This window comes from Acidovorax sp. NO-1, assembly GCF_000238595.1.
Taxonomy (GTDB): domain Bacteria; phylum Pseudomonadota; class Gammaproteobacteria; order Burkholderiales; family Burkholderiaceae_C; genus Acidovorax.
On sequence record NZ_AGTS01000148.1, the window covers coordinates 20,831 to 43,447 of the forward strand.

General features: G+C 59.5%; 18 protein-coding genes and 1 pseudogene. 7 read left to right on the forward strand and 12 right to left on the reverse strand.

Features of this window, described 5'->3' with window-relative positions; translation table 11 throughout:
- Position 1: 1 nt before the first annotated feature.
- The 6 genes from KYG_RS24775 to KYG_RS21595 all read right to left on the reverse strand — a co-directional run bounded on the left by KYG_RS24775 (position 2) and on the right by KYG_RS21595 (position 4,553).
- A complete protein-coding gene (locus tag KYG_RS24775; protein WP_008907061.1) occupies positions 2-169 on the reverse strand; it encodes a hypothetical protein in 168 nt (55 codons plus the stop codon).
- Positions 170-180: 11 nt separating this feature from the next.
- Entirely contained in the window at positions 181-852 is a 672-nt protein-coding gene (locus KYG_RS21575; RefSeq protein ID WP_008907062.1) for an N-carbamoylsarcosine amidohydrolase, read from the reverse strand.
- Complete coding sequence (locus tag KYG_RS21580) at positions 849-1,922, reverse strand: hypothetical protein (RefSeq protein WP_008907063.1); 1,074 nt, start codon at positions 1,920-1,922, stop codon at positions 849-851. Before KYG_RS21580 ends, KYG_RS21575 begins: the two co-directional genes overlap by 4 nt.
- 65 nt (positions 1,923-1,987) lie before the next feature.
- Complete coding sequence (locus KYG_RS21585) at positions 1,988-2,824, reverse strand: alpha/beta fold hydrolase (RefSeq protein ID WP_008907064.1); 837 nt, start codon at positions 2,822-2,824, stop codon at positions 1,988-1,990.
- Positions 2,821-3,597, reverse strand: a complete 777-nt coding sequence (locus KYG_RS21590) for an Asp/Glu racemase (RefSeq protein ID WP_008907065.1) — start codon at positions 3,595-3,597, stop codon at positions 2,821-2,823. The genes KYG_RS21585 and KYG_RS21590 overlap by 4 nt, the downstream gene beginning before the upstream one ends.
- A 167-nt stretch (positions 3,598-3,764) precedes the next feature.
- A complete protein-coding gene (locus KYG_RS21595) occupies positions 3,765-4,553 on the reverse strand; it encodes a TetR/AcrR family transcriptional regulator (RefSeq protein WP_008907066.1) in 789 nt (262 codons plus the stop codon).
- Between the two features lie 368 nt (positions 4,554-4,921).
- On the opposite strand from KYG_RS21595, the pseudogene KYG_RS21600 reads away from it, so the two are divergent.
- Positions 4,922-5,599, forward strand: a pseudogene (locus KYG_RS21600) (IS3 family transposase); the annotation flags it as partial.
- Between the two features lie 684 nt (positions 5,600-6,283).
- Here the strand turns inward: KYG_RS21600 and KYG_RS24600 are convergent.
- The 4 genes from KYG_RS24600 to KYG_RS21620 form a co-directional block, all read right to left on the reverse strand.
- On the reverse strand, positions 6,284-6,952 hold the full coding sequence (locus tag KYG_RS24600) for a hypothetical protein (RefSeq protein ID WP_139019443.1): 669 nt from the start codon (positions 6,950-6,952) through the stop codon (positions 6,284-6,286).
- A gap of 1,633 nt (positions 6,953-8,585) precedes the next feature.
- Positions 8,586-9,893 carry a phage/plasmid primase, P4 family gene (locus tag KYG_RS21610; RefSeq protein ID WP_008907068.1) on the reverse strand — a complete coding sequence of 436 codons (1,308 nt, stop codon included), beginning with the start codon at positions 9,891-9,893 and terminating at the stop codon, positions 8,586-8,588.
- Positions 9,894-10,447: 554 nt separating this feature from the next.
- Entirely contained in the window at positions 10,448-11,077 is a 630-nt protein-coding gene (locus KYG_RS21615) for a hypothetical protein (protein WP_008907070.1), read from the reverse strand.
- Between the two features lie 74 nt (positions 11,078-11,151).
- The gene (locus KYG_RS21620) at positions 11,152-11,778 is read right to left on the reverse strand and encodes a hypothetical protein (protein ID WP_008907071.1); all 627 of its coding nucleotides are present in this window, start codon (positions 11,776-11,778) and stop codon (positions 11,152-11,154) included.
- An 882-nt stretch (positions 11,779-12,660) separates the two neighbouring features.
- On the opposite strand from KYG_RS21620, the gene KYG_RS21625 reads away from it, so the two are divergent.
- The 3 genes from KYG_RS21625 to KYG_RS21635 all read left to right on the forward strand — a co-directional run bounded on the left by KYG_RS21625 (position 12,661) and on the right by KYG_RS21635 (position 14,992).
- Positions 12,661-13,848 carry a hypothetical protein gene (locus KYG_RS21625; RefSeq protein ID WP_008907072.1) on the forward strand — a complete coding sequence of 396 codons (1,188 nt, stop codon included), beginning with the start codon at positions 12,661-12,663 and terminating at the stop codon, positions 13,846-13,848.
- 76 nt (positions 13,849-13,924) lie between these two features.
- On the forward strand, positions 13,925-14,599 hold the full coding sequence (locus tag KYG_RS21630) for a hypothetical protein (protein ID WP_008907073.1): 675 nt from the start codon (positions 13,925-13,927) through the stop codon (positions 14,597-14,599).
- 78 nt (positions 14,600-14,677) lie between these two features.
- Positions 14,678-14,992: a single-stranded DNA-binding protein gene (locus KYG_RS21635; RefSeq protein WP_008907074.1), complete on the forward strand. Its 315-nt coding sequence runs from the start codon at positions 14,678-14,680 to the stop codon at positions 14,990-14,992.
- A gap of 235 nt (positions 14,993-15,227) precedes the next feature.
- Here the strand turns inward: KYG_RS21635 and KYG_RS21640 are convergent, their stop codons facing one another.
- Entirely contained in the window at positions 15,228-15,560 is a 333-nt protein-coding gene (locus tag KYG_RS21640) for a transcriptional regulator (RefSeq protein WP_008907075.1), read from the reverse strand.
- Positions 15,561-15,573: 13 nt separating this feature from the next.
- Positions 15,574-16,917 (reverse strand): type II toxin-antitoxin system HipA family toxin, encoded by a 1,344-nt coding sequence (locus tag KYG_RS21645; RefSeq protein WP_008907076.1) that lies wholly within the window; start codon positions 16,915-16,917, stop codon positions 15,574-15,576.
- A gap of 623 nt (positions 16,918-17,540) precedes the next feature.
- Here KYG_RS21645 and KYG_RS21650 point away from each other — a divergent pair.
- The 3 genes from KYG_RS21650 to KYG_RS21660 form a co-directional block, all read left to right on the forward strand.
- Positions 17,541-19,160 (forward strand): site-specific DNA-methyltransferase, encoded by a 1,620-nt coding sequence (locus KYG_RS21650; protein WP_008907077.1) that lies wholly within the window; start codon positions 17,541-17,543, stop codon positions 19,158-19,160.
- 5 nt (positions 19,161-19,165) lie between these two features.
- Complete coding sequence (locus KYG_RS21655) at positions 19,166-21,838, forward strand: DEAD/DEAH box helicase (protein ID WP_034695827.1); 2,673 nt, start codon at positions 19,166-19,168, stop codon at positions 21,836-21,838.
- Between the two features lie 368 nt (positions 21,839-22,206).
- Positions 22,207-22,617: site-specific integrase (locus KYG_RS21660; RefSeq protein ID WP_192810343.1), on the forward strand; the 411-nt coding region annotated here is incomplete at its 3' end.

The window sequence follows — 22,617 nt, forward strand, 5'->3', positions numbered from 1 at the left end:
GTCAAAACGCCATCAGGATCTTTTCGATGTGAACGACCAATGCCCGACGGCTGTCATTGATCCTGTCTTCAGCCTCGATGAGGGTCACGCATGTCCCTTCACGCGCCAAACACGGGGCGGTCAGCAGCTCGGCGTGGCCGCCGCCGGCAACGATAACGTATTGGGTCATGTTTTCTCTTCCTAAGCGTTGTTCGAAAGGGTGTCCACGGCGTCCATTGCCGAATCCATGGGCATGACAGCTGCGTACTTCTGCGACATATCGAACAGGTTGGCCTCATGCGGGCCCAGGGCGCGGTCGCCGCAGCAGTCGGAGACGACGAGCGGTCGAAAGCCCGACTGCATGGCGTCGACCACGCTCGCGCGCACGCAGCCGCTGGTCACGCAGCCGGCGACCAGCAAAGTCTTCACGCCACGCTGGGCCAACCACGGTGCGAGCATGGTCCCGAAGAAGGCCGACGGCGTGCTCTTGCGCACTACGTACTCACCAACGGCGGGGGCAAGCGCCGACACGATGGCACTGTCGTGGCTGCCTTCCTTGAGCGCGAGCATGCCGGGCACCTTGAGGCAGAAGATATTGCTGTCCGCATCGTCGTCCGAGAACACGATGCGGCTGTGCGCCACGGGCCATCCCCGAGCGCGAGCTTGTGCCAGCAGCTGGCGAGTCTGCGCGATCGCCTGCGGGATGTTTCCGCCGCCGAACACCGCTGGGTCGGCAAAGCCGTTGACGAAGTCGATGATGAGAAGTCCGAACGGCGCCTTGAGCGGCAGCGGCGTGCCAAAGCCCTGCCGCGCGTAGGCAGAAATGTCGCTCTGAGTGCCAACCGGTGGAACTACTTGACTGTTGTCGTTCACACGAGCTCCTTTCGGCGTGCACCGCGCGCCAGTCCCTGCTCGTCCTGTACCACGCCACGGACGACCACGGGGTGGCCGTCGAGCGCGACTGTGCAGTTGCGCATGGGAATGTCGATGTGGCAGGCCGTGGTGCGGCTACCGCCGGCCTCGTTGTTTGGCCCCATCGACCAGAGGAAGTTGCCCTCGAAGGCCCGAGCATCCATGCCGATGTGGCTCTCCTTGTTGTAGTGTGCGAGCATGGACCACTGGGCACGCGGCTGCAAGCCCCAGCCGATGTGTGAGACTGCGTAGGCTTCGGGGTCCTCGTAGGACGCCATGTACTCCCTAAGGATGTCCGCTTGCAGTCCGCCGCGGATGCGGGTAACGTAGCCTCGTTCTACGGTAAGTTCGATGGGATCGGTTACGTAGTCCTTCAAGGGCAGCAGGATGTCGCCGCGGTCCAGCACGACAAGTCCGTTGCTCTCTCCTTCATCCGGCCAGGTCAACACGAAGCCGCTGGGCCAGTGGTCCCAGCGGCCGGGCTGGTCGACAAAGCCGTATTCGCAGATCGCCGGGAAGCTGCCGATGTGGCAGCGAAGATCGGTACCGGCCGCCGAGGTGATGTGCACTTGTCGAGACGCCTCGATCAGCTTGGAGGCTGCCTGTACCCGTGCGCGATCCGCCTCAGTCGGGACAAGGCGACACAGTACCTCAGGGGGTTCAATGGCCAGCAGAATCTTGGTGCCCGACTGCAAGATCTCGTGCTGCTCAGGTGAGAACAGCAAGGTCATCAAGTCCAGCACGAGGTCGCTGGCTTTGAGCGCAGCAATCGCGGCCGGGTTGCCCGTGAGCGGCGTGGTCCCTAGATAAGCCAGCGAATCGCGACTGAGCGACTTTTCAGCGTTGACTGGCGGCAGGTCGAGGTGATTGACCCGGGCGCCCATGTCACTGGCTGCGGCAATCGCGCAGCGAACTGTCTGGCGGTGTGAATCCGCACCCGTTAGCACGGTTACGGTCTGACCGCATTCCAACCGAGACAGCGAAAGCACCTGCTTCCAGGCGCGGATCAGATCGACATCGGTCACCGACATAGGATGCTCCGCAAGGCCGTCACATTTAAAGAGATAAGGAGGTGCACAAGCATGCGTGGTAACTCTCAATCAACACGGCTGCCAAGGAAATCGCCCAGAGCGGCATAGAAGCCCTGCTCGTTGTCCCACGGAATCATGTGCCCAGCGCCGGGCACGCGCACATGCTGGGTCAGTGGGGCAAGACCCTGCCATTCGGCTACGTCCTCATCGCGCACGACATCGCCGCGCTCGGCCGTCAGTAGCAGCATTGGCTGAGCGATATGCCGCAGGTCCGCATGGATGTCATCGCGCCCGAAGTCCTCGAAGCTCTGGACGATGGCCGGCTCGTAGCAGGTGTGTAACCATTCGGCGCGCAACTGGCGCTGCTCCGTTGTCCAAGTGGGACAAAAGGCGCGCATGTCCTCGGCCGTCATACCGCGCGAGGCCTGGCGGATCGAGTCCACGTACCACGACAGGGCGGCCGGATAGGCGCGACGACCGGGGCCAGAGACCGGTGGATCGACGAGCACCAAGTGCGTCAATCCGCAAGGTTTTCTGCGCGCAGCGCGCACTGCAATGCGTCCGCCCATCGAGTGCCCGAGCAGCGCAAAGCGCTGCAGACCTAGGGCTTCGGCGAAAGCGAGCACGTCAGCAGCCTGCGAATCCAGGCCGTAATCCAAGACCGGCCCCGAGGAGGAAAGACCGCGTCCGCGCACGTCCAGCACATAGGTGTCGAACTGGCGTCCCAGACGCTCAGCGACAAAACCCCAGGTGATAGCAGGGCTGGTGATCCCCGGAATCAAGAGGATGGCGCTTCGTGCGGCGCGCTCTCCTTCTTGCCCGCCATAGCGCAGGTAGTGCTGGCGAATGCCGTTGCCGTGGATGTGGCCGCCGTACTGATAGGTGCTGGCAGAGTGGGTCACGCCAGCGCCTTGTTGTAGGGATAGGCACCCGAAAGCAGCGCGCCGGCACCAGGGACGACCGGATCCAAGCCCAGCTCCTTAAGTAGCGCGTAGGTGGTCGCGATAGATGCCGTGAGGACTGGCTTGCCGGTTTCGGCCTCTACCTGGGCTACGGCCGGCAGTGATGGCATCTGCACACAAGCAGAAAGTACGATCACGTCAGCATCCTTGTAGTCCATGCCGGCCACGATGGCCGGCAGTTTTGCCGGATCGTGGCGACCCACGTCGAGGTTGTCGGGAATCTCCAGCGCACGCCAGTCGACGATCTCGAAACCTTCGGCCGTGATGTAGTCCATGACCAGTTGCGTCAAAGGAATCATGTACGGTGCCACGAGGGCAATCTTTCTAGCCCCCATGACCTTGAGCGCATCAATAAGCGCGCCAGCACTTGTAATCACTGGCGCAGTGCCGCCATTGCCCGCCGTGCGATCAGTCAACCGCTTCTGCGAAACACGGTGGTATCCCTCGCCCATGGCCATGATCGCCACCAGGCAGGCATAGCCCAGCACATCCACGCGAGCGTCGCTGAGCTCGAGCGCACAGCGATCACTTTCGGCATCCATCGCCGCCAGTTCGTCCTTCTGTACCTTCTTCATCCGCATGCGGCTGGAGTGAAACGTGAACCGAGTGCCGGGGCGAACACTTGAGTGCGCCTGGAGCATGGCGGGGACTTCGGCCTCCATGGTCGTGTTGGAACTCGGCACAATCTGGCCAATGCGATACGTCTTCGTCATAGAACTCTCCGGTGATGTAGACCCTACACTGCATAGACGAAAATCTATTTAATCGGTCGACCGGCCAATATTATTCAAAAATTGAAAGATCGGCAAGAGCATCAGGGTTTGCACTAGGACAGGCGCTTCTGTAAAGACGCCCTCCGCTTGAGTCCAAACGCAGGTGCCTACCACGCCCTGGGCGTAGATGCCGCCTGGAAGCCGGTTGCCAGAAAGTTGGTCATGCGCGCTATGAGTTCGTCGGGATCGCCCGTCCTGAATCGCCCATCGGACAGATCCTCGAGCCGGTCCACATCCGCCAGCATATAGATGTAGGTGCCAACAAGAAACACCATCCGCCAGCTGATATCGGCTGCATCCACCTGCGGCAGCAGGCCCTCGAGCACACCAATGTAGCGCTTGGTGCATTGGTCGTAAACGTCGCGTCGAAGCTTGAAGGCCAGCTCCTCCGGCTCGTTGTGTAACCGCGACTGTATCCGCACGAACGCCAAACCGCCCGCACCGCTGCGCTTGAGGTCGAACTGCGGTGAAAGATAAGCGCGGATGATCTCTGGCACCGTAGGCTTGCCGCCCGTTTTCTCCAGAAGCTCATCGAGATATCGGCTGCGCAGTTCCGACAAATACATCGCGCGGCGCTTGAACACCTCCTCGAACAGCGCGCGCTTAGTCTTAAAGTAGTACGAGATCATCGATTGACGGATGTCTGCCAGCTGAGCGATCTCACGCGTCGCCGTCAGTACATAGCCCTTCTCTGCGAACAACTGCTCAGCCACATCCAGAATCAGGTTGCGGGTATCACGATCCACTGCAGGCCGGCCGGCCCTCTGCTTTACGCCGCCGCCTGGCGAACCCACCGCTTTGAGTTGCGCGCGGTCTTTGCCCACATCAGCGCTTTTTTCTGGTGCCTCAGCCGATAGATTGCGTCCACGCGCGGCCGTTGTCTTGATTTCCTGCATCTAAATTGGTCTCTCTCATCGAGGCACGGTCGAACCTACGGGTCAGTCGGCTATCAGCGTCAGAAGCGCAGCCATGAAGATCTCTCCTGCCACATGCGCGTAAACCTAAGGCTTGCGCATCCGCCGAACACCGGGTGCAGCATGACCAACACGCACTTACTTTGACCGAAGCGCACGCGCGACCCCTCGCCTGCTAAAGCGATGAGCTTACCCCAAGAAAGCTCCCACAGCGGCTGTTCGCTGCCACACATTCTGGCGTCAGATCCGGCGATCTGACGCCCCCGCCGAATCGCGCGCCTCCACTCACTCGAGCCTCACCCAGGTGGTCGCGATGACATACGCGATCCCAGCGAGCCCATACAAGGCCCACCTACGGCGCCCGCCGTGTGTGGCACGACGTGCTGGAGCAAGGCCAGACTTGTGGTCTGCACCGCATCGAGCGACTCATGCGTGAGCAGGCGCTGCGAGCCAGACCCCGACGGCGTGGACTGCCTAAGGACCGGGGCGCGCGCAGCGCGGTGGCCGACAACGTGCTGGACCGCCAGTTCCGGGCCGACGGTCCGAACCAGAAGTGGGTAGCCGACTTCACCTACATCTGGACAGCCGAGGGCTGGCTGTACGTGGCGGCGGTGCTGGACCTGTACTCGCGGCGCATCGTGGGGTGGTCGATGCAGGAGAGCATGACCTCGCAGCTCGTGGTGGATGCGCTGATGATGGCCGTGTGGCGCCGGGGCAAGCCGGTGGCCTTGCTGCATCACTCGGACCAGGGCAGCCAGTACACCAGCGAGCACTTCCAGAAGCTGCTGGATGAACAGGGCATCACTTGCAGCATGAGCCGGGCCGGCGAAGTCTGGGACAACTCGGCCATGGAGAGCTTCTTCAGCCCCCTCAAGACCGAGCGCACGGCCAGGAAGGTGTACCGGACAAGAGGCCAGGCCCGTTCAGACGTGTTCGATTACATCGAGTGCTTCTACAACCCGACGCGCCGGCATTCGACGCTCGGCTATCTCAGCCCCGTACAGTTCGAGCAAGCTCAAAAAGCTTAGGTCGGTGTCAACGGAACCGGCAACAGCCCAGGCCTCTTGCCCGGCGGATAGAGGGCCTCCTAAGTGCTTGTATTGTGTGAATTCACCTGTCAAGAAGCAATTTTTGCCAAAGAACGGTGAATGGACGGCCGGGCTAGCTCAGACAGCGCGGCATGACAGTTCATAGATGCGGCCAAGCGCATGGGCGAGTTAACTCAATGCCGGAGTGGCCGTGGCACCCCACGGTCAGTCGAAGTCAGAGCTTTGGCCGTTGCATGAATCGCCTCGCGACCACTGTTGACCTACGTGGGCTGAACAGCCGATGCCCAGCGCACTCCTTGGCCAGGTTCCTCTTCTCGTTAACCGACTCCTAAGCCACCGGCTTCGAGGTCTAAGGCAGGACGGGAAAGCTGGGGATCGAAGCCACACATGTGGCCCCGATCTCCATTAGCGGCCTAGAGCAATACAACGGCCTGCTAGGTAGCCGATAAACCACTGCTCAACGCATAGAGGCGGGTCCAGTTACGTCATCAATAGTCAGCATATGGGCCGTAGTTCCAATCACAGTACCGGTTCCTCAGGTAGTGCAGAAGCTCCATATTCGCTTCATGGCTTACCCACTTCACGTCACCATAAAGAATGGCATGCGGTACCCAAGCAAAATTTGGGACGCCAGTTTCTCCGTATGGGTCGAAGATAGTCGTATCAAACACGATGCAAACTTTTTTTGCAGCCCGGCACTAGATTTCTTTTGTTAGGCACAGACTTAAGACGCGGCTCAATGGGCAGTGTGCCAGGCAGTAGCTGATTTGTAACTTCCTTCGCAAACCGCAAAAACTCAGGCTGGCCTTCAAAGACGTAGAAGGAACACTTAGGATGACATTGAATTTTCGAATTCAATGCATCTTCACGAGCCAGCCAGACGGCTTCTGTCGCCGACGTGGTCTTCAATGTCGTCCAAACAACGTGTTCATATGAGATGTCTGGAAACACCATGAACACCGAGTAGTATTTGACGGAATGCCCATTGCAGGTTCGATGAATAGCGAGAAGCTCTTCAACCGCCTTTGGGTCGACGGCAGCCGTGACGCTTACGCCTGCCACCAGGTCATCTCTCTTTTCTGAACGATAGTTTGCAAGCCGGACTTCGAATTCGAGAAGGTTATGTGCAATTGGTTTTCGGCTTAGGCTCTCATCAATGGCCCTTAAAACTGCAGTGGTCGGGCTAGGTGCCGCCATCCAATGCCGGTCGCTTTCAAGTGGCGGCTCGCCTTGGCCTGGCCCTGAACAGTCCCGGGGTTTTCCATCTCGTGGTGGTGCAAAGGTGAGCGCAACCTCATAGTAGGGGAGTTGCGGCCGAATCCAGTTTTCCATCTGTGTCGCCTTTCGTGTAGTTGGTACACAAGGTTAGACAACGCTTTTATCCCTGGGCCCGACCCGATCCGTGGAAATAAGGTCTGTCGACCTCATACCGGGGGCGGAAGGGGATTTCTAGGCAATGTGGCGCCTTTACAGATGTAGTTGGCCAGACAGACGGAGCTAGAGGCATAGGTGATCGCTAAGCACAGTCACAAGACCGTGACTGTCGTAACCGACGACCACTAACCGTGCCAAGTCGCGCCAGCCCCCTCGATAGAGGGGCCGGCGTGCATGGCGGAACCAGTGTGCGTTTCACTCGGTCGTGCGACTGACCGTTCCAAACTGGCATCCGACGATCATCTTGGAAAGATTGACCCACCGCAGTTGGCCCATAGCCGAGGCCGCCGCCCCTCCCATGGGTTTGCCCAACATGTTTGGCTGGAATGCTACAACTCGATGCAGATACTCTGAAGTTCGCGATGTCCGGGTACTCTGCGCGCGATGCGGACGCAGAATGATTTGGACCCGCGAATGTTGAGTACAAGTTCAGTGCACTTATGAAGTGTGACAACCGTCGTGCAAGGACGTGGCGTCCATTGCCGGAAGGGGAGAAATTGAAACCGTCCCGGATGAGCGCCTGGAGCGCGAAGAGTACGAGGCCCGCCTTTTCCCAACTTACTTCAGTCCCTTTCCAGTACTAATCTCCAGCCCTCCACGCTGTCCTGACGCCGTGCACGAACAACTGGATATGCTGCGTTCATTTCATCATGGGTGAGTACCCAGCGACTGCGAATCGAATACGAGTGGCCGCAGAATTCTTGTTAGATGCCCTTCGCGTACCAAAGACTGCAGAGGTCAAAAACAAGGGGGAGGCAGTAGACTATCCATGCACGAAAAGATCAACGCTCTTCCTACCCGGCACGCTCCAGTTAAGAACTCCATGCTTGCCATTAAATGGCTGGGAACCCTGTGGTTCGCGAAGCGGATAGGTCCCAACATGCGATCTATGAAGCGTTGGACATCTTTGAATCGGTTCTTGAAGAACTCTACTATGAGCATCCGCGCCGCATTAGGCAACTCGTACGAACTGTCAATCAAAGGCGAGGGCCAGTTCGCCCAACGCGGTGACGCCCCAGCATTGGTCCGGCACTGCTACGGCAAGCGCCGGAGAGCGGTTGGTTCGAAGATCAAAAGTCAGCTTTTGCGCCTTTGAATAGACAGCTCCTGGCCGAGCCCGGCACACCAGCTCCGGCATCAGCGGGATGAACTACAGCCCACGTGGACTTAAAGACCGACTAATCGTCCCTCGCAAGCTGCTGACACTCCCTAGTACCAGTGGTGCCGGCCTCGGTCGTCAGTCGGCAAGCCACCTCAGAGGGTCGCACCTGAAAAGGAGACCGAACAGGTGCTCTCGATACATCCACAAAGCGCTGAGGTGGAGCCTCATCGAGGCGTTGATCCAAGTGAGCCAAGATGCCGGCGCCCTTTGGCGCTCCTGGGTTTTCTAACAGCCACTTTCCCGATACCTTTTGGATCACTTGACTCAATTGGCTCGCCGGTTTGACCAGATGAGCCCCTCGGCCCAACCTCAGCCCCTAGGTAAAAAGACGGGGCGCTAGGCCCCGTCCCATGCATGGCCTGCGGCAGTTCAAGGCCTGGGCAGACGCCCCTTGGGAATCACCACATTCACCCTGCGAGGCTGAACGTCATCCACGCGAGGCCGCTCCTCCCTGAGGTCCTTGAAATGGTCCCTCAAGCGCTTCCAGAACTGAATCGAGCCCAGCGTCTGCAAGGCATTCTCCGAACACCACGCCCGGTAGTGGAGAAAGACTTCAGACTTCAAGGTCTTGCAGGGACCCCCTACATTGACATCGCACTCTTCAGCCCAAGCAAGCATGGAGTTGGTTTCCACTTTGGCGTCGAGCATGGCTCGCCGCATCACTGCCGGCACCAACGGGTCAAAACGCCCACGCGCCAGCAGCCTCTGCAGCCCATCCAGTGCCCAGTTCAGCACCCCTGCCAACTCATGGGCAATGATGCGCTTGCCCAGCTCGGGGTCTCGCTCACTCTCCGGCACCGTCGCACCGAAGGGGATGATGTCCCATCGGCGCCAGAAGCCGGTGGAGTGGTCCGTCACCGCCGGGAGGTGGTTACCGCACGCAATCCATTTGCCAGTGACCTCGACGCTGACCACAGCCTGGTACTTGCGGTTGATGGCGATAGGGTCGCCCGAAACCATCCTCTTGAGGGTTTGCTCATGAATCCTGCCGCGAGGGACTTCATCAGCGAAGATGAGGCTCGCGCCCAGTACGGCGCTGCGCTCGAAACCATCAAGCTCATCCAGTGCGACGCTTGCCCAGCGATGGTGCAGCGCACGCACGATGGAGGACAGCAGGCCTTTACCATTCGCCCCCTCGCCCAACCACAGCTGCGCTCGCTGAAAGCGCGCATCGGGCAAGAAGGTGTAGCCGACATACTCCTGCACACGGGCGCGAACATCGGGGTCCGGTAGCGCGCGCTCAACGAACTGAATGAACTCCACAGCCCTGGCGCTTGGGTCATACGTGCAGTTCAGAACATGGCGAACGCCCAGCGCCTGCTCGGCGGGCTTGAGCTGGACGCAGGCTCCCTCGACGTGTACGTAGCCGTTGCGAACCGGTATCACGGTGAGCTCAGTCAGCGCCGGCACTGATGGAAGGAACAGCGCCGCCGCCCTCACAGCCTGAGCCGCATTGGCATCACTGGCGTGCCCCGGCGCATTCTTAACAAGCCAACGATACGCACTGACGCGCGCGTCTCGGTCATCAAGTGCTTCCCAATGCGAGGTTCTCCATTCGTGCAACACGCCGGCCTCGCAGGCATAGGTACCGGCCTTGGCCAAGGCTGTGGCATAGGCATGGGGCTCAAAGGTTTTACTCATGGCCACCCCGCTGAGATTCACCTCGGTGCTCAGCATGAGACTTCAGCCAGGCCACGACATCTTCTTCACGCCATCGCAAGAGGCGCGTGCCAGGCAGGTGAATGCGAGGAGGAACCGCGTGGGGATTTCGACGCAGGTCCCGTTTAAGTGTTGCGGGACTACGCCCTAGCAGTCGAGCGACGTCGACAATGGTCAGTAGAGGTTGCAAAGTGCTCTCCAGCACGGCTGATTGACGCTGGAGATCTAACTTGAATGCTCCCTTGCGCCGCCAAGTGCCCCGTGCGGCGCCCTGACGGTACGTTTAGCCCCGCGTTTTATTCCTGACCACAACTCCTCAAGGAGACCGGCGCCTTGCGCTGGGTGCAGCCTTAGTCGCATTTGCAGAGGCGCACTGTGACGCCCTCCCAAAGGCGCATCTCAAATTCATGCTTCCGAGCAGGAAACCCTCCGCAAAACCATTCTCGCGAGACGACGTCAACCGCTGCGCGAGTCCGTGCCGAGGGTAGATCCGAAGACAGTCGCCAAGAAAAAAGGAGGCGCACCAATGGCACGCCTCCTTGAAATCAAACACTTAACCGACCAGCGCGAGCTCAGTGGGCCACATCGCGATGGCCTACCAATGTCTCGCACTCTGCCTCATCGTGAAGCGTCGCTGCGCGCTGGAGCCACCTGACCGTTTCGGGAATCTCGCGCAGGGCAAAGTAGTCTTGGCAGCTCAATTCGGAATACAGCATCACCAGTGCTCGCCGCGCCTCAAAGTTAAGCGTCTGCAGCCGCTCCGGGAGAGCAGCCATGACGACCGGGTCGTTGCAGAGCCGCTGAAATGCGCGCTCAACAAGTTCCGCTTCAGACACATCAGGCCACGCAAAATCCGACATGGCAATCTGCCCTGACACAAGCTTCACCACAACCGGCGGAACGAGCAGGTAAGCGGCGCAGGCTTTGGCAAACTCGTGGCTGATGTTGCACGGCAGGCGAAGACCGTTGCGCAGTTGGTGAAGGTAACCTACCGTCACGCCCAGTTGCCTCGCCAGCTCATGCTGCTGATGCCCTCGAACACGCGCCTCATCGAACAGCCAGCCCATTAACGCTCCGCCGGGCGCAGAGTAAAGGCGCCGTACACGTTCGTCCCGAGTCTCGCGTGCACTCAGCGCGCTGGCAGCGTCGCCATTGGTCAGGTTGGAGGGGTTGCTAGAGCACAAAGAATTTTCCTGGGTCATGGGAGTCTTTCCTAGATCGCACGCAATCCGTGCACTACGTATAGCAACCCCTGTTTCACCCGCTGCCGAAGGCCTCAGCGCTTTCGCCTGGTTGCGTAGCCGGCTTCCTGTAACGCGCGCAGCAGACTGCTCTCGGCGCCGTCAATGGCTGCCAGGATTGCGGTCCACTGCTTGAACACCCGTGTCTTTCGGAACCCAGTGTCAGGTGCGCGCCCGTAACGCCCCTGGCGAACCGCCTGACTCGCCGCAGCAATCGCATTGAGAGCCTCTCCCAACGGGTCAGAGGGGGCCTGCTCGGAAGGTGCTTCAGGAAGGTCGCCGACGGTATTGACTTTGTCAACGGCGGCCTTGAGTGCCTGCACTCGCGACACCATGACTCCATCCGCCTGACTTCGAAGAGCGGCTTCGCCGACTAACCGCAGCGCTTCATCCAGGCGCCAATTCGGGTCGACCTCCCGAGCTTGTGCGCGGCGCAGCTCTGCCGTCTTTGCCTCACGAGCTGGCCCCAAGACCTTTCGCTCCAGCGCCGCACATTCGTCAGGAGAGAGCTTGACAGCCAACTCGGATGGCAGGGCAGTCGCGTCGACGCAGATACTGCCAACATAGTATTGACATGTATGGCCGTGCGTCACACCAGGCCCTTTCGGGACCCAGATGCTGCGATAGAGAGAGATGCGGCTACCGCGCCGTTTGAAGTTCATGTGTGCTCCATAGAAAGGTTGTTGGACACACGTATAGGCACCCTGTCACCAGCGTGCATTTCCCACAGGGACGCCAACGCCCCGCCCAAGGGGACGCGCGACTTTCGCCCTGAGATGCCAGCACGCTTACCTGGAGGGAACCCAAATCGATGGCGCCCTCCCCCTCGAGCGCACAGTTTCCCCAACGCCTGGCCCGGAAGAAACCAGACGTCCATCCTGAATCTCACCAGCAGGAGGACGGGCTGGCGTCCAGCCAGCGCCCATGGTCTCGTGAGTTGCCGCGTATTTGAGGATCCACTCGGCACGTTGGTGCGTATTTGCGGACACAGTTGCTCGCGACGGGACCGGCGAGGCGGTGCGAACCGCCGCCGTCCCAGCGCATGCCAGCATCGGTCGGCGAAAGGCGCGCAGCGCCCTGCCTGCGGCCCGGGTCCCCAACCACGACCGACGAACACCTTCTATGTCGTGGCTGGGGCAAGCCGCGCGAGTACGGCGTGCAGGAGCCACAGTTGCGCAAGCCGTCCCAGCCAACACAGTGGCCTAGAAAAAGCGTTACGGGACGGCGGCGGTTCGCACCGGCGCAGCCGGGCAGTGAGTACAGCCGCCTTGAGGGACGTCGCGACGGAAACGCCGCTGACACCCGCCCCCGCGCGGGTGAGGTCTTCACAGGGGGAAGAAGAGTTGCCCCATGCCCTGTGGAGACCGTGCAGTGGGTCATCGAACACACCCAACAGTTGCCTGGTGCGCGAGGTGTGCTGGGTGTTGCCCTTGGGTAGTGCAGTCGCTTGGGATGTACCTACACGTGAGTAGTGCCGGCACAACCCAGTGGGTCACCAACGGTGGCCCAGGGTGCCGGACGGACCACCGAAGGGAGCCCCCACCATGACCAACACAATCGACGACAGACCCGGCGCACCCCAGGACCGCGCCCACATTAGCCCTGGGACAGAAACGCATTGCCCCTCGGACGCAGAGCCGCTTGCCCCTGGGATGGAACACGATTTGTCGGCAGGACAGACCTCGGGCTGTCCGGTGCCCCGAGGGCTCACGGCCCAGGTAGGCACTCTGGCCCTGCAGGACCGGATTTGGAACCGCTCGCTGCTGCTGGTGGACCGGTTTCGGGTCATCAGAACGATAGACATTGCGGTCCACTGCTTCGCCGAGCGGCCGTTCAAAGCCGCGCTCAGTGCAGCGCAAAGAGCGGTGCGGGGCATGGTGAAAGCCCATTTGCTCGCAAGGTACCGGACCGACCGGTTCATGACGGTCTACGGACTCACACAGCAAGGAGCGCAGTGGCTTGAAGACCGCGGGTTCGAGGCCGCCGCCTCCGTGCGCCGGGTGACCGACATGACGAACCCCGAGCACCGGCTTTGGTCGCAGTTCCTGACGTTGTGTGCCGAAGCTCGGGGGTTGCAGGCAATGACAGAGCAAGAACTGCTGCTGACCCTGAACCGGGACCTCAAGCACGACCAGCCCCCAATACAAGGCGTGCTACATGTCACCACGCGCTCGGCCGGCAAACGTCAGCACCTCACCTTGCGACCGGACGCCCTGGCCATGGAGCCCGATGGGGTCACCTGGTTCGAGGTGGACCGCAGCGCACGCGGCTCGGACCGTGCGGCTTCATTGAGGGCCTTGGTACTGTCGATGGGAGCCAAGACCACCCTTGGACAGCCGTTGCGACGGGTGGTGGTGTTCAGCCGCACCAGCCGCATCCACCAGCGGGTCATGGCCACGCTGGACGGCTTGGTCAAGGACAGCGCGGCGGTGGGACTGATGGAAGGCCGGCGTCAGCTCAAGCTGTTCGAGACCGGTTGCTACGAGGTGCATCAGAGCGTGGAGGTCAAGCTGCGCGATGGTCGCAGCCAGCTGCAGGACCGGCTCGCTGGCTACGTCATCGTGCAGGAGCTCCCCAATTGGCTACCCCGGGTCAGGCTCGACGGTCGTGGTGATTGGTCCATGCGCGGGTGGTTCGATGACAACTACCTGCCCTACCGCAGACCAGCAGCCATGGCGCCATGGCCGCGACCGCAGTCGCCTTTATTGCAGCCGCACCGCGGGCTCAACTGAAAAAACACACTGCCATGTGCGGCGCAGTCGCCCGGTGCCTATACGTCATGCGGAATCAACCGCATCAAGGACATTCATGCACACGATACACAGCAACATTCTGGACATCCAAAAAACCGGCCACCGCGCCCAATACACCGTGGGGCGGCTGATGTCGCCCAAAGAAGTTGAAGAGGCCACCGAAGACCATAACCACCAGACCCGCCAACGCGTCAGAGGTCACTGGCTTCTTTGCGGCGATTGCAGCCAAGAAATGTTTGACGGTATTGCACGGCAGGGTGAGGCAGCGCTTCGCTACTCGCTGGGGGTTTCCCAGCGCGGAGACGACATCAAGTTCCTGGTCATAACCCATCAGTTGGGGAACGCTCAGCACCGCTTCTTGGTGCCGACGTGGGACCCCAGGGTGCCCAAACTGCTGGAAGCCTTCAGCCAAGGACAGACTTCCATCTCATTGGCGTGCAAGGGCGACACGCAAGCCGTGGTCTTGTCTCTCACCGCGGATGCTCCGTACGCCCTGGAGCTGCGAAAGCACCTGGACATGTATATGCCCGACCCTCAGCGCTTGCAGGCGCTGTTGCGAGGGCTACCTCAGTGGATGGAGACAGCGGCCGAACCTGAGCAGTTTCCCAACCTGATGGAGGGGCTAGCCATCACAGACGTCAGTGTCTCCATCGTGTTCGACGCCATGCTGCCCAACCTCAGCCAATTGTTGGCAAAAAAACTTGGGGCCAATGGGGCCACCCTGCACTGAAAAACGCCAGCCAGTCGCTACACGTCTGTGAGATGCATCGAAATTGTTCGCTGCGCTCACAGAATAAGGACACAAGCTATGATGGTCTACGGTAATTTGGCTACTCAACCACTGAAAAAAATCTCAAAATCGACTAATAAGGCTTACTTCGAATTTCGCATTGCGGAATCGCAGCGCGGACAGGACTCCCAGCCCACCTGGTACACCTGCCGCGTGATGAAAGAGACCATGCCGGAGCTCACCAAAGGCGACTTTGTCAAAGTGACCGGCAAGCTGAAAGCAGATTTCTACCTGTCACGCGAGGGCAAACCCACGGGTACGCTGCTCATCATTGCTTTCGAGGCGGCCAAGATAGCAAAGCCGCAGGCTCTTTCTGTCGCCGAAGAAGGGTAACGGCGGTAACGGGGTAACAAAGGTGCTACGACCTCCCCCATGACGCAAGGCAACAACCAACAACGATGATTTCAGCCCCCACAGCCATGCTCAAGGCGTTGACTTAAAGTGCTGACGTCTGCCAACTCGGCACCTGATTCGCCCTCTGAGCCTTTCCGGTTCAGAGGGCTTTTTCCTACCGGAAATTTCTCCGATACCTGACAAGCTTGGCGGTTCGACGGCCTGTGCCCCGACCTCAGGCTTCCTGCGCGGACTCGGAGGCCGACACGGCACGAAACTCGTCGTCGTGCGACACGCGGACTACCCCGAGCTTGAGCCCCAGAACGCCGAAGACCCGGTTCATTGTCTGGACCGTTCCCTCGCTTTTCTCGCGCTCAATGTCTTGCAGCGTGCGAAACGATATTCCCGCCAACTTGGCCAGTTCTGCAGTAGTGAGATGCATCGTCTTCTTCAGATGGCGCACGGCCTGCGCCAGGCTCCATTGCGGATTCGCCAGCACGTCGTTGATGGCCTTCTTGCGCAATTCCAGCTGCTGAGGCAGGGGCAAGGTTGCGTATCGCTTGTCCATGTCGGCGTCCAGTTCAGTTCAGCGCGGTCAATCGCTGGGCTTGCGCCTCGATTCCGAGCTTGAGGTGAGCGTGCACCGCCGGTTCCAAGCCGAAGTCAGTACCGTGGGCTGCAATCTTTCTCAGAGGCTCAGCCATCGAGCGCAAGCCGTCAACCAAGGCCGGACGGCACACCTCGCGCAACGCTTTTTTCTGCGCAGAAGACATCCGCTTCTCATCTCTCAGGGTCTGCGCCATCTCACACACCGTGTCGATGACCCTGTTCCAGTCCGGAGCGCTGCTGTCGTTGCCCTCCCATCGGATGCGGCGGGCGATTCCGTCAGGGTGGAGGTACATCGGCGCAAAGTCGTAGAGGGGTGTCAGGCGGATACCGCCACTGAAGTCGCGCTGGACTGCGGTGTTTCGTGCGTGGTTGTCTTTATTCCCCAGAGCCAGGTTGGCCACATCCCGCTTGATGTACTCAAGCACTTCTGCAAGGGGGTGGGTGCATTGCCGCAGCAGCTGCCGGCACACTTCGTCGTGGCTGGGCACCGCATCGAAGCCAGGGTTGCCCGTCAACGTCGCAATGCTCTCTTGTCCCAGGCGAAGAACACCCCCGCCCGTCACTTGGCGGTCGAACCGGGGGATGAAAAGCGCTCGCTTGAGCAGTACGAGGTCTGCATGCACGCGAAGCCCCAGCATTCGTGCCAAAGCCATATAAGGAGCTTCATGCCGCAGGATGGACGCAAGAGCCTCGTTGCTGCCCCGCCCGAACTTGACGATGTAGTGCTCCCGCGCCCGCGCATCAGGAAGCGTGTGGTCCAGGTACAGCAGCCCATCCTCTGCTCTCGTGAGCAAAATCTTGGGCCACTCGCCCTGTACGCCAGAAGAGCCTGCCACGAACAGGCCGTGTGAGGCCAGGTACTCAGCGAAGTCGTCTCCCCGTTCGGCCACCTCATCGTCCGTGAAGCCCCGTAGCGGACCCGCATTCGCGGCTAGCCAGCTCGCGGCCTCCTTCACGCGCAGGTTTCCTACCGAGTTGCCCGCACCCGCGAGCAGCAGCCGCCAGTCCACGCTCTCCCCTGCCGTTACAGATAGCCCCAGTCTGCGCAGAAGCTCTTCTCGTCCAAAGCCCTGCGGCAACATATCGATAAGGAAAACGGGCCAGTGCGGATGCTCGAACGCTTGGAGCCCCACTGGGAAACGACAGGCAAAGGCATGAGCGTCTCGCGCTCCGCCGTGCTCGATGGCCCACTCCACCGAGTAGCCGGTATACGTCTTGCTTCGCCAGCCTTGTGCTTCAGGGCCCAGCAGGCTTACGCTGCCCACGTCGCACCAAGCGCCGTTGGCGAACAGTTGGAGGGTGCAGCTCGCATTCATTTACACAGAATTTTATCACTATTGAGGTCGAATGGCTTTGTATAAGTGATAGATAACTGTGCAAGTAATTCGGGGCCCTGCTGTGATTTACAGCCAACTCCATCAAGACTTTAGGTCAACGCATAGGCCTTCCGGGGAGGCCTTTTTTCTGTTGCAGTTGGATTTACCTCTGACATTCACTGGGCGCGGTAAACTACCCAAATCGACTTCCAGGTCATACGAGAAGTCATACGGCGACGAAGCTGCGCATCTTTGTAAGTCGTTGATTTTATTGAAAAATCTCTTCGGATTGGACGAATCCCGCCCTCTCCGCCAGTCGATAGAAGGGTTAGCAGGTACTCATCTGCTAACCCTGTTTTTTTGCGGCTCCTCTGAAAACGAGGCCCGCATCAGAGGTAGCGCCCCGGCAAACCGTGTAAGGTGGCTTCCGGTTTGAGTGGTGCATGCTAAGGGGATCAAGAAGTACCCATACACGCCACCTTGACGCAGGCAAATTGTCATTAATATTGAACTCCAATTGCACGTAATTCCCTAAATTTGGGATGACGTTGCAAACACAAAAAAATCTCTAAAGCAGCAAGCAAGCTTGAGCTTTAAAACTAACAACGCAAGAAGATTCGCAAGTGCCATTTCTAGATTGGGTGAACAAAAACCAAGCCAAGAGAGCCTTATTGGAGGTTCCCTACCACCTGTTGAAGCAGGAGGCTCCTTATGGGATGCCTACCGACAACCTGCTGATACAGGGCGACAACCTGCTGGCGTTAAAGGCACTGGTGCCGTTTTACGAGGGGCAGGTGAAGTGCATCTACGCAGACCCCCCATTCAACACTGAACAGGCCTTCCCCGACTATGACGACAAGTTGGAGCACTCTCAGTGGTTGTCCATGGTCTACCCGATATTGACATTGCAGCGAACCCTTCTGGCGTCAGACGGCACACTGTTCTTGCACATTGACGATAACGAACTGGGGTATCTGATCGCAGTTGCTGATGAGATCATGGGGCGGAAGAATCGCGTGGGAATCATCACCTTCAAGCAAGGTGCAGCAACGGGCCACAAGTCGATCAACCCCGGGATGGTCAGCACTACGAATTTCATCCTGGTTTATGCGAAGAACAAGGCCCGGTGGCGTCCTCGCAGACTGTTCACGGGGCGAGAGCGGGACAAGCGATATGGTCATTTCCTGGTCAACCCACAGGAGCATCACAAGAACTGGCGATTGACGACTCTGACTTCCGCGTTCTCGCAGCACACTGGAAAGAAAGCAAGCGAGGCCAAGAAGGAAATGGGCCCGAAGGCCTATGAAGATGCATTGAACGAGTTTGTTATCGCACACGCAGCTCAGGTCATCCAGCCTGTCCGCCCAGACTACGATGCTGTGAGTGAAGAAGCCCAAAGGATCATTGACAAGTCATTGGCGCAGCCGAGGGAGGTGTTCCACTTGGCTCGAACTGGCTACACCGACATGTACTTCCAAGGTGGGCAGCGGTGGATTTTCTATCGCGAGAAATTGAAGGAGATCGATGGACAACTCGTTGCTGGTGAGCCGCTAACGACGTTGTGGGATGACCTCTTATCGAACAACCTTCACACGGAAGGCGGGATCGAATTTCCAAAGAGCAAGAAGCCTGAGGCTCTTATCAAACGTGTCATAGAGCTGAGTGGATGCGAAAAGGGCGATTTGGTCCTGGACGCATTCTTGGGCTCTGGAACTACCGCTGCCGTCGCCCACAAGCTTGGTTTGAGATGGATTGGAGTTGAGCGGGGAGAGCATGCTGAGACAAAGTGTCTGCCTCGTCTCAAGGCCGTTATTGATGGCGACCAGACGGGCATAAGCAAGACCGTGGGTTGGGATGGTGGCGGTGGCTTCCGCTTCTGCTCCCTCGGCGAAGCGGCCTTCGACTCTGAAGGCCGAATCAACCCTTCTGTTCGCTTCGCCACGTTGGCAGCTTTCGCATGGCACTTCGAGACAGGCGAGCCAGGCAGTCAGGTGTTCGACAAGCCACTGCTGGGCATCCACAACGGCACGGCCTATTACCTGCTCTACAACGGCATCTTGGGCGACCGCAGGCCCGCAGGCGGCAATGTGCTGACCCATGCGGTGTTGCAGGCCATCACGGAAATCTTCCCGCATGACGGCCCGAAAGTGGTCTACGGAGAGACGTGCAGGCTGGGCAGTTCCAAGCTCGCAGCCGAGCAGATCACTTTCAAGCAAATCCCCTATGACGTGAAGATGCGTTGACCGCCATGCTCGAACTCAAAAACTACCAACAAGGGGTCCTGACGGCCCTGAACAATTTCCTGCTGGCGACCCGCACCAAGACCGTCCCCGAAGCGTTTGCGGCCACGATTGCAGGCCAGGGCCGCACCGATCCGTACCATGCCTTGTTTGGCGATGTGCCATCCGTCTGCCTGCGGGTGCCCACTGGGGGCGGCAAGACCCTGCTAGCAGCCCATAGCGTGGCTTTGGCAGGCAAGGCGGTGCTGGACTCCGACTCCCCAGTTGCCTTGTGGCTGACCCCTTCGGATGTGATCCGCACGCAGACCCTGGAAGCTCTGGCCAATGCACTCCATCCGTATCGCAAGGCTCTGACCCAGCATTTCGGTGATCGGGTGCGGGTCTGCGACCTCGATAGCTTGCAGACGATCAGCCCACACGACGTGGGCAAGAGCTGCATCGTCGTGGTGGCGACCATCCAGGCCTTCAACGTCTCAGACACGGCGAAGCGAAACGTCTACTCGTTTTTCGAGGAACTGGCACCGCATTTCGACGGACTGCCACCCAATGCCACTGAGGGCTTGGAGAAGGTCAAGCCCGAGGACTTGGCGAACCAGCCCTATCTGACGGCTGCCGACGTGGGCAGGGTCAAGTATTCACTCGCGAATTGGCTGCACCTTCGTGCCCCCGTGGTCATCGTGGACGAGGCCCACAACAACCGCACGCAGCGGTTCTTCGAGACGTTGGGCCGCTTCAACCCGAGCTGCATCATTGAGCTGACGGCCACTCCCGTGGCGGGCAACAACGTGCTGCACCATGTATCAGCTCAAGAGTTGAAATCCGAGGACATGATCAAGCTGCCCATCGTGCTGGCCGAGCACCCCGATGGCTGGCAGGCTTGCTTGCGTGATGCCATCCTGACCCGCAAGAACTTGTTCACCGAGGCCCAGAAGGAACAGGACTACATCCGCCCCATCGTGCTGATCCAGGCCATGCCCAAGGGTGGCGAGGCCACCGTCGATGTGGTCAAGCAGCACCTGATGGAGCAGGAGAACGTGCCCGAGGAAGAAATCAAGATCGCCACGGGCTCACAGAAGGAGCTGGACGGCATCGACCTGTTCGACCGAAGCTGCAAGGTGAACTACGTCATCACCGTGGAGGCCTTGAAGGAGGGCTGGGACTGTTCCTTTGCTTACGTACTGGCCTCGCTGCAGTCGGTCAACTCGGCCAAGGACGTAGAGCAGTTGCTGGGCCGTGTGCTGCGGATGCCTTATGCCAAGGCCCGCAAGCAGGAGGCTCTGAACAAGGCCTATACCCACATCGTGGCCGAGAACTTCGCCCAGGCTGCATCCACCTTGAAGGACAAGATGGTGCAGAACATGGGCTTCGAGAGGCTGGACACGGCCAGCCTCGTCGTGCCTCAGGTGCCGCTGAATCTTTTGGGTGGCAGCGGCACGGCCCCGAAGTCTGTGCCGATGCCAGATTGCGTGATCGAGCTGTCTCAGGTGCCAGATACGCAGAACTGGACTCCCGAGGTCAAGCAGGCTGTGCAGATCAAGGAGACCTCGCAGGGTGCCACCTTGGTTATCAAGGGCGATCTACCCGCCGAGGAACTGAGCCAGGTCGAGGCCTTCATCGCCAACACGGTGCCTGCCAAGGCCCGCGAGTCGGTCAAGCAGCAGTTTGACGCCCACAGGGCCGTTCGGCAGGCCATTCGAGCCCCTGCACAACTGGGCGTGAGCTTCGCGTCCATTCCGCAGCTTTGCCTGAATCTGGACGGCCACCTTGAAGTGGTGGAGCGTGAAACGCTGGCCGATCTTGGCGGGTGGAGCTTGCTGGACAAGCCGGTGCAGTTGCAGGGTTTCGCGATCCAAGAGACGGTGAACTCGTTCGAGATCGACGTGAACGGCGAGCGGGTGAAGTACCGCATGCTGGCCGCCGAGCAACTGGGTCTCAACGACGTTGGCAGTCAGACCACCGAGCAGGGCTTGGTCCGTTGGCTGGACATGGAGCTGCGACGGCCCTATCTCTCCCAGCTCGATTTGCAGGCCTATTTGGTCAAGATGGTTGCCCACCTGATACACGACCGAAGCATCAGCTTGACCGCTCTGGTGCGGGCCAAATACCAACTGACCCAGGCACTGGACAAGGAGATCGAACGTCTGCGGCAGCTTGCCATCGGTCAGGGCTTTCAGGCCCGCCTGTTCGAGATGACCGTGCCCACCGAGGCGGACCTGGACCACTACGGCTTTCGGTTCGAGCCAGGCCGCTACCCTGCACGCCAGTGCTATCAGGGTAGCTACGAGTTCGAGAAACACTTCTACCCTCAAATTCACGACCTGCGGGAGAAGACGCCTGTAGGCAAGACCACCGAGGAGTTCCGTTGTGCCCAGGTGCTGGATGCAAATCCGAAGGTCAAGCACTGGGTTCGCAACATCGAGCAGCAGCCCAAGTTCTCGTTCTGGTTGCCCACGGCCACGGATTACTTTTATCCTGACTTCGTGGCCGAGCTGACTGATGGCCGAGTGCTGGTCATTGAGTACAAGGGCGAGCCCTACAAGACCAACGACGATTCACGCGAGAAGCGGCAGGTGGGCGAGCAATGGGAGAAGGCCAGTGGTGGCCGCTGCCTGTTCTTGTTTGCCGTCGAAACAGACGACGTAGGCCGCAACGTGGCCCAGCAGATCTCACAGAAAATTTAATAATCCTCAAAGAAAAGAAGCGTCTTATAGGGCGCTTTTTTTATTTCGGATAAGCAACCTTTATTGCCAACTAAATGACTGCCTTGGGTCGATAGCGCCAGCTTCGAGCCTGCAAAAGCGATCCTTGATCATGCAGCGAGTGACGGGTTTGTGACGTAGAACGGCACTTCAGGCAAAGCACCTCGAAATGTCTGTTATCGATATAAACAGTCGTTGACCTGTCAGCCTTGGATGGCTGCAACCAGCCTAAGGACTAAACCGCTCGCGCGGTAGCCCGCCGCGAAGGCCCTGACACAGAGTAAACATCGCGCCCCTGTCTATGTTGGCGAGCGAGGCAATCGGCCTCGTTCTTCGACAGGAGCACGATCATGATCCCTTCCCCTTCGACCCCCTCCATCTCTCCACTGCGCCAACGCATGCTTGAGGACATGCGGATGCGCAAGCTGGAGCCTCGCACTCAAGAAGCCTACATCCGTGCCGTGCGCAAGCTGGCCGATTACCTCAAGCGCTCGCCCCAAGCGGCCACAGAGGAAGATCTGCGCAATTTCCAGCTCCATCTGGTGGACACGGGCTCGTCCCCCATGACGCTCAACGCCACGCTCACCGGACTGAAGTTCTTCTTCGACATCACGCTGGGACGCATCGAGCTGATGGCCAAGATGCAGCCCGTGAAGCTACCTCGCACCTTGCCTGTGGTCCTGAGCTGCGAAGAAGTCTCACGCCTTCTGGCTGCGGCCCACAACATCAAGCACCAAGTGGCTCTATCGGTTGCCTATGGC

What these genes read in the sequence shown, in the direction of transcription:
- KYG_RS21610 (WP_008907068.1), bottom strand. Translation starts at nt 9,893, where the DNA reads ATGCTGAGCACCGAGGTGAATCTCAGCGGGGTGGCCATGAGTAAAACC.
- KYG_RS21630 (WP_008907073.1), top strand. Translation starts at nt 13,925, where the DNA reads ATGCACACGATACACAGCAACATTCTGGACATCCAAAAAACCGGCCAC.
- KYG_RS21580 (WP_008907063.1), bottom strand. Translation starts at nt 1,922, where the DNA reads ATGTCGGTGACCGATGTCGATCTGATCCGCGCCTGGAAGCAGGTGCTT.
- KYG_RS24775 (WP_008907061.1), bottom strand. Translation starts at nt 169, where the DNA reads ATGACCCAATACGTTATCGTTGCCGGCGGCGGCCACGCCGAGCTGCTG.
- KYG_RS24600 (WP_139019443.1), bottom strand. Translation starts at nt 6,952, where the DNA reads ATGGAAAACTGGATTCGGCCGCAACTCCCCTACTATGAGGTTGCGCTC.
- KYG_RS21590 (WP_008907065.1), bottom strand. Translation starts at nt 3,597, where the DNA reads ATGACGAAGACGTATCGCATTGGCCAGATTGTGCCGAGTTCCAACACG.
- KYG_RS21615 (WP_008907070.1), bottom strand. Translation starts at nt 11,077, where the DNA reads ATGACCCAGGAAAATTCTTTGTGCTCTAGCAACCCCTCCAACCTGACC.
- KYG_RS21625 (WP_008907072.1), top strand. Translation starts at nt 12,661, where the DNA reads ATGACCAACACAATCGACGACAGACCCGGCGCACCCCAGGACCGCGCC.
- KYG_RS21620 (WP_008907071.1), bottom strand. Translation starts at nt 11,778, where the DNA reads ATGAACTTCAAACGGCGCGGTAGCCGCATCTCTCTCTATCGCAGCATC.
- KYG_RS21635 (WP_008907074.1), top strand. Translation starts at nt 14,678, where the DNA reads ATGATGGTCTACGGTAATTTGGCTACTCAACCACTGAAAAAAATCTCA.
- KYG_RS21595 (WP_008907066.1), bottom strand. Translation starts at nt 4,553, where the DNA reads ATGCAGGAAATCAAGACAACGGCCGCGCGTGGACGCAATCTATCGGCT.
- KYG_RS21655 (WP_034695827.1), top strand. Translation starts at nt 19,166, where the DNA reads ATGCTCGAACTCAAAAACTACCAACAAGGGGTCCTGACGGCCCTGAAC.
- KYG_RS21640 (WP_008907075.1), bottom strand. Translation starts at nt 15,560, where the DNA reads ATGGACAAGCGATACGCAACCTTGCCCCTGCCTCAGCAGCTGGAATTG.
- KYG_RS21645 (WP_008907076.1), bottom strand. Translation starts at nt 16,917, where the DNA reads ATGAATGCGAGCTGCACCCTCCAACTGTTCGCCAACGGCGCTTGGTGC.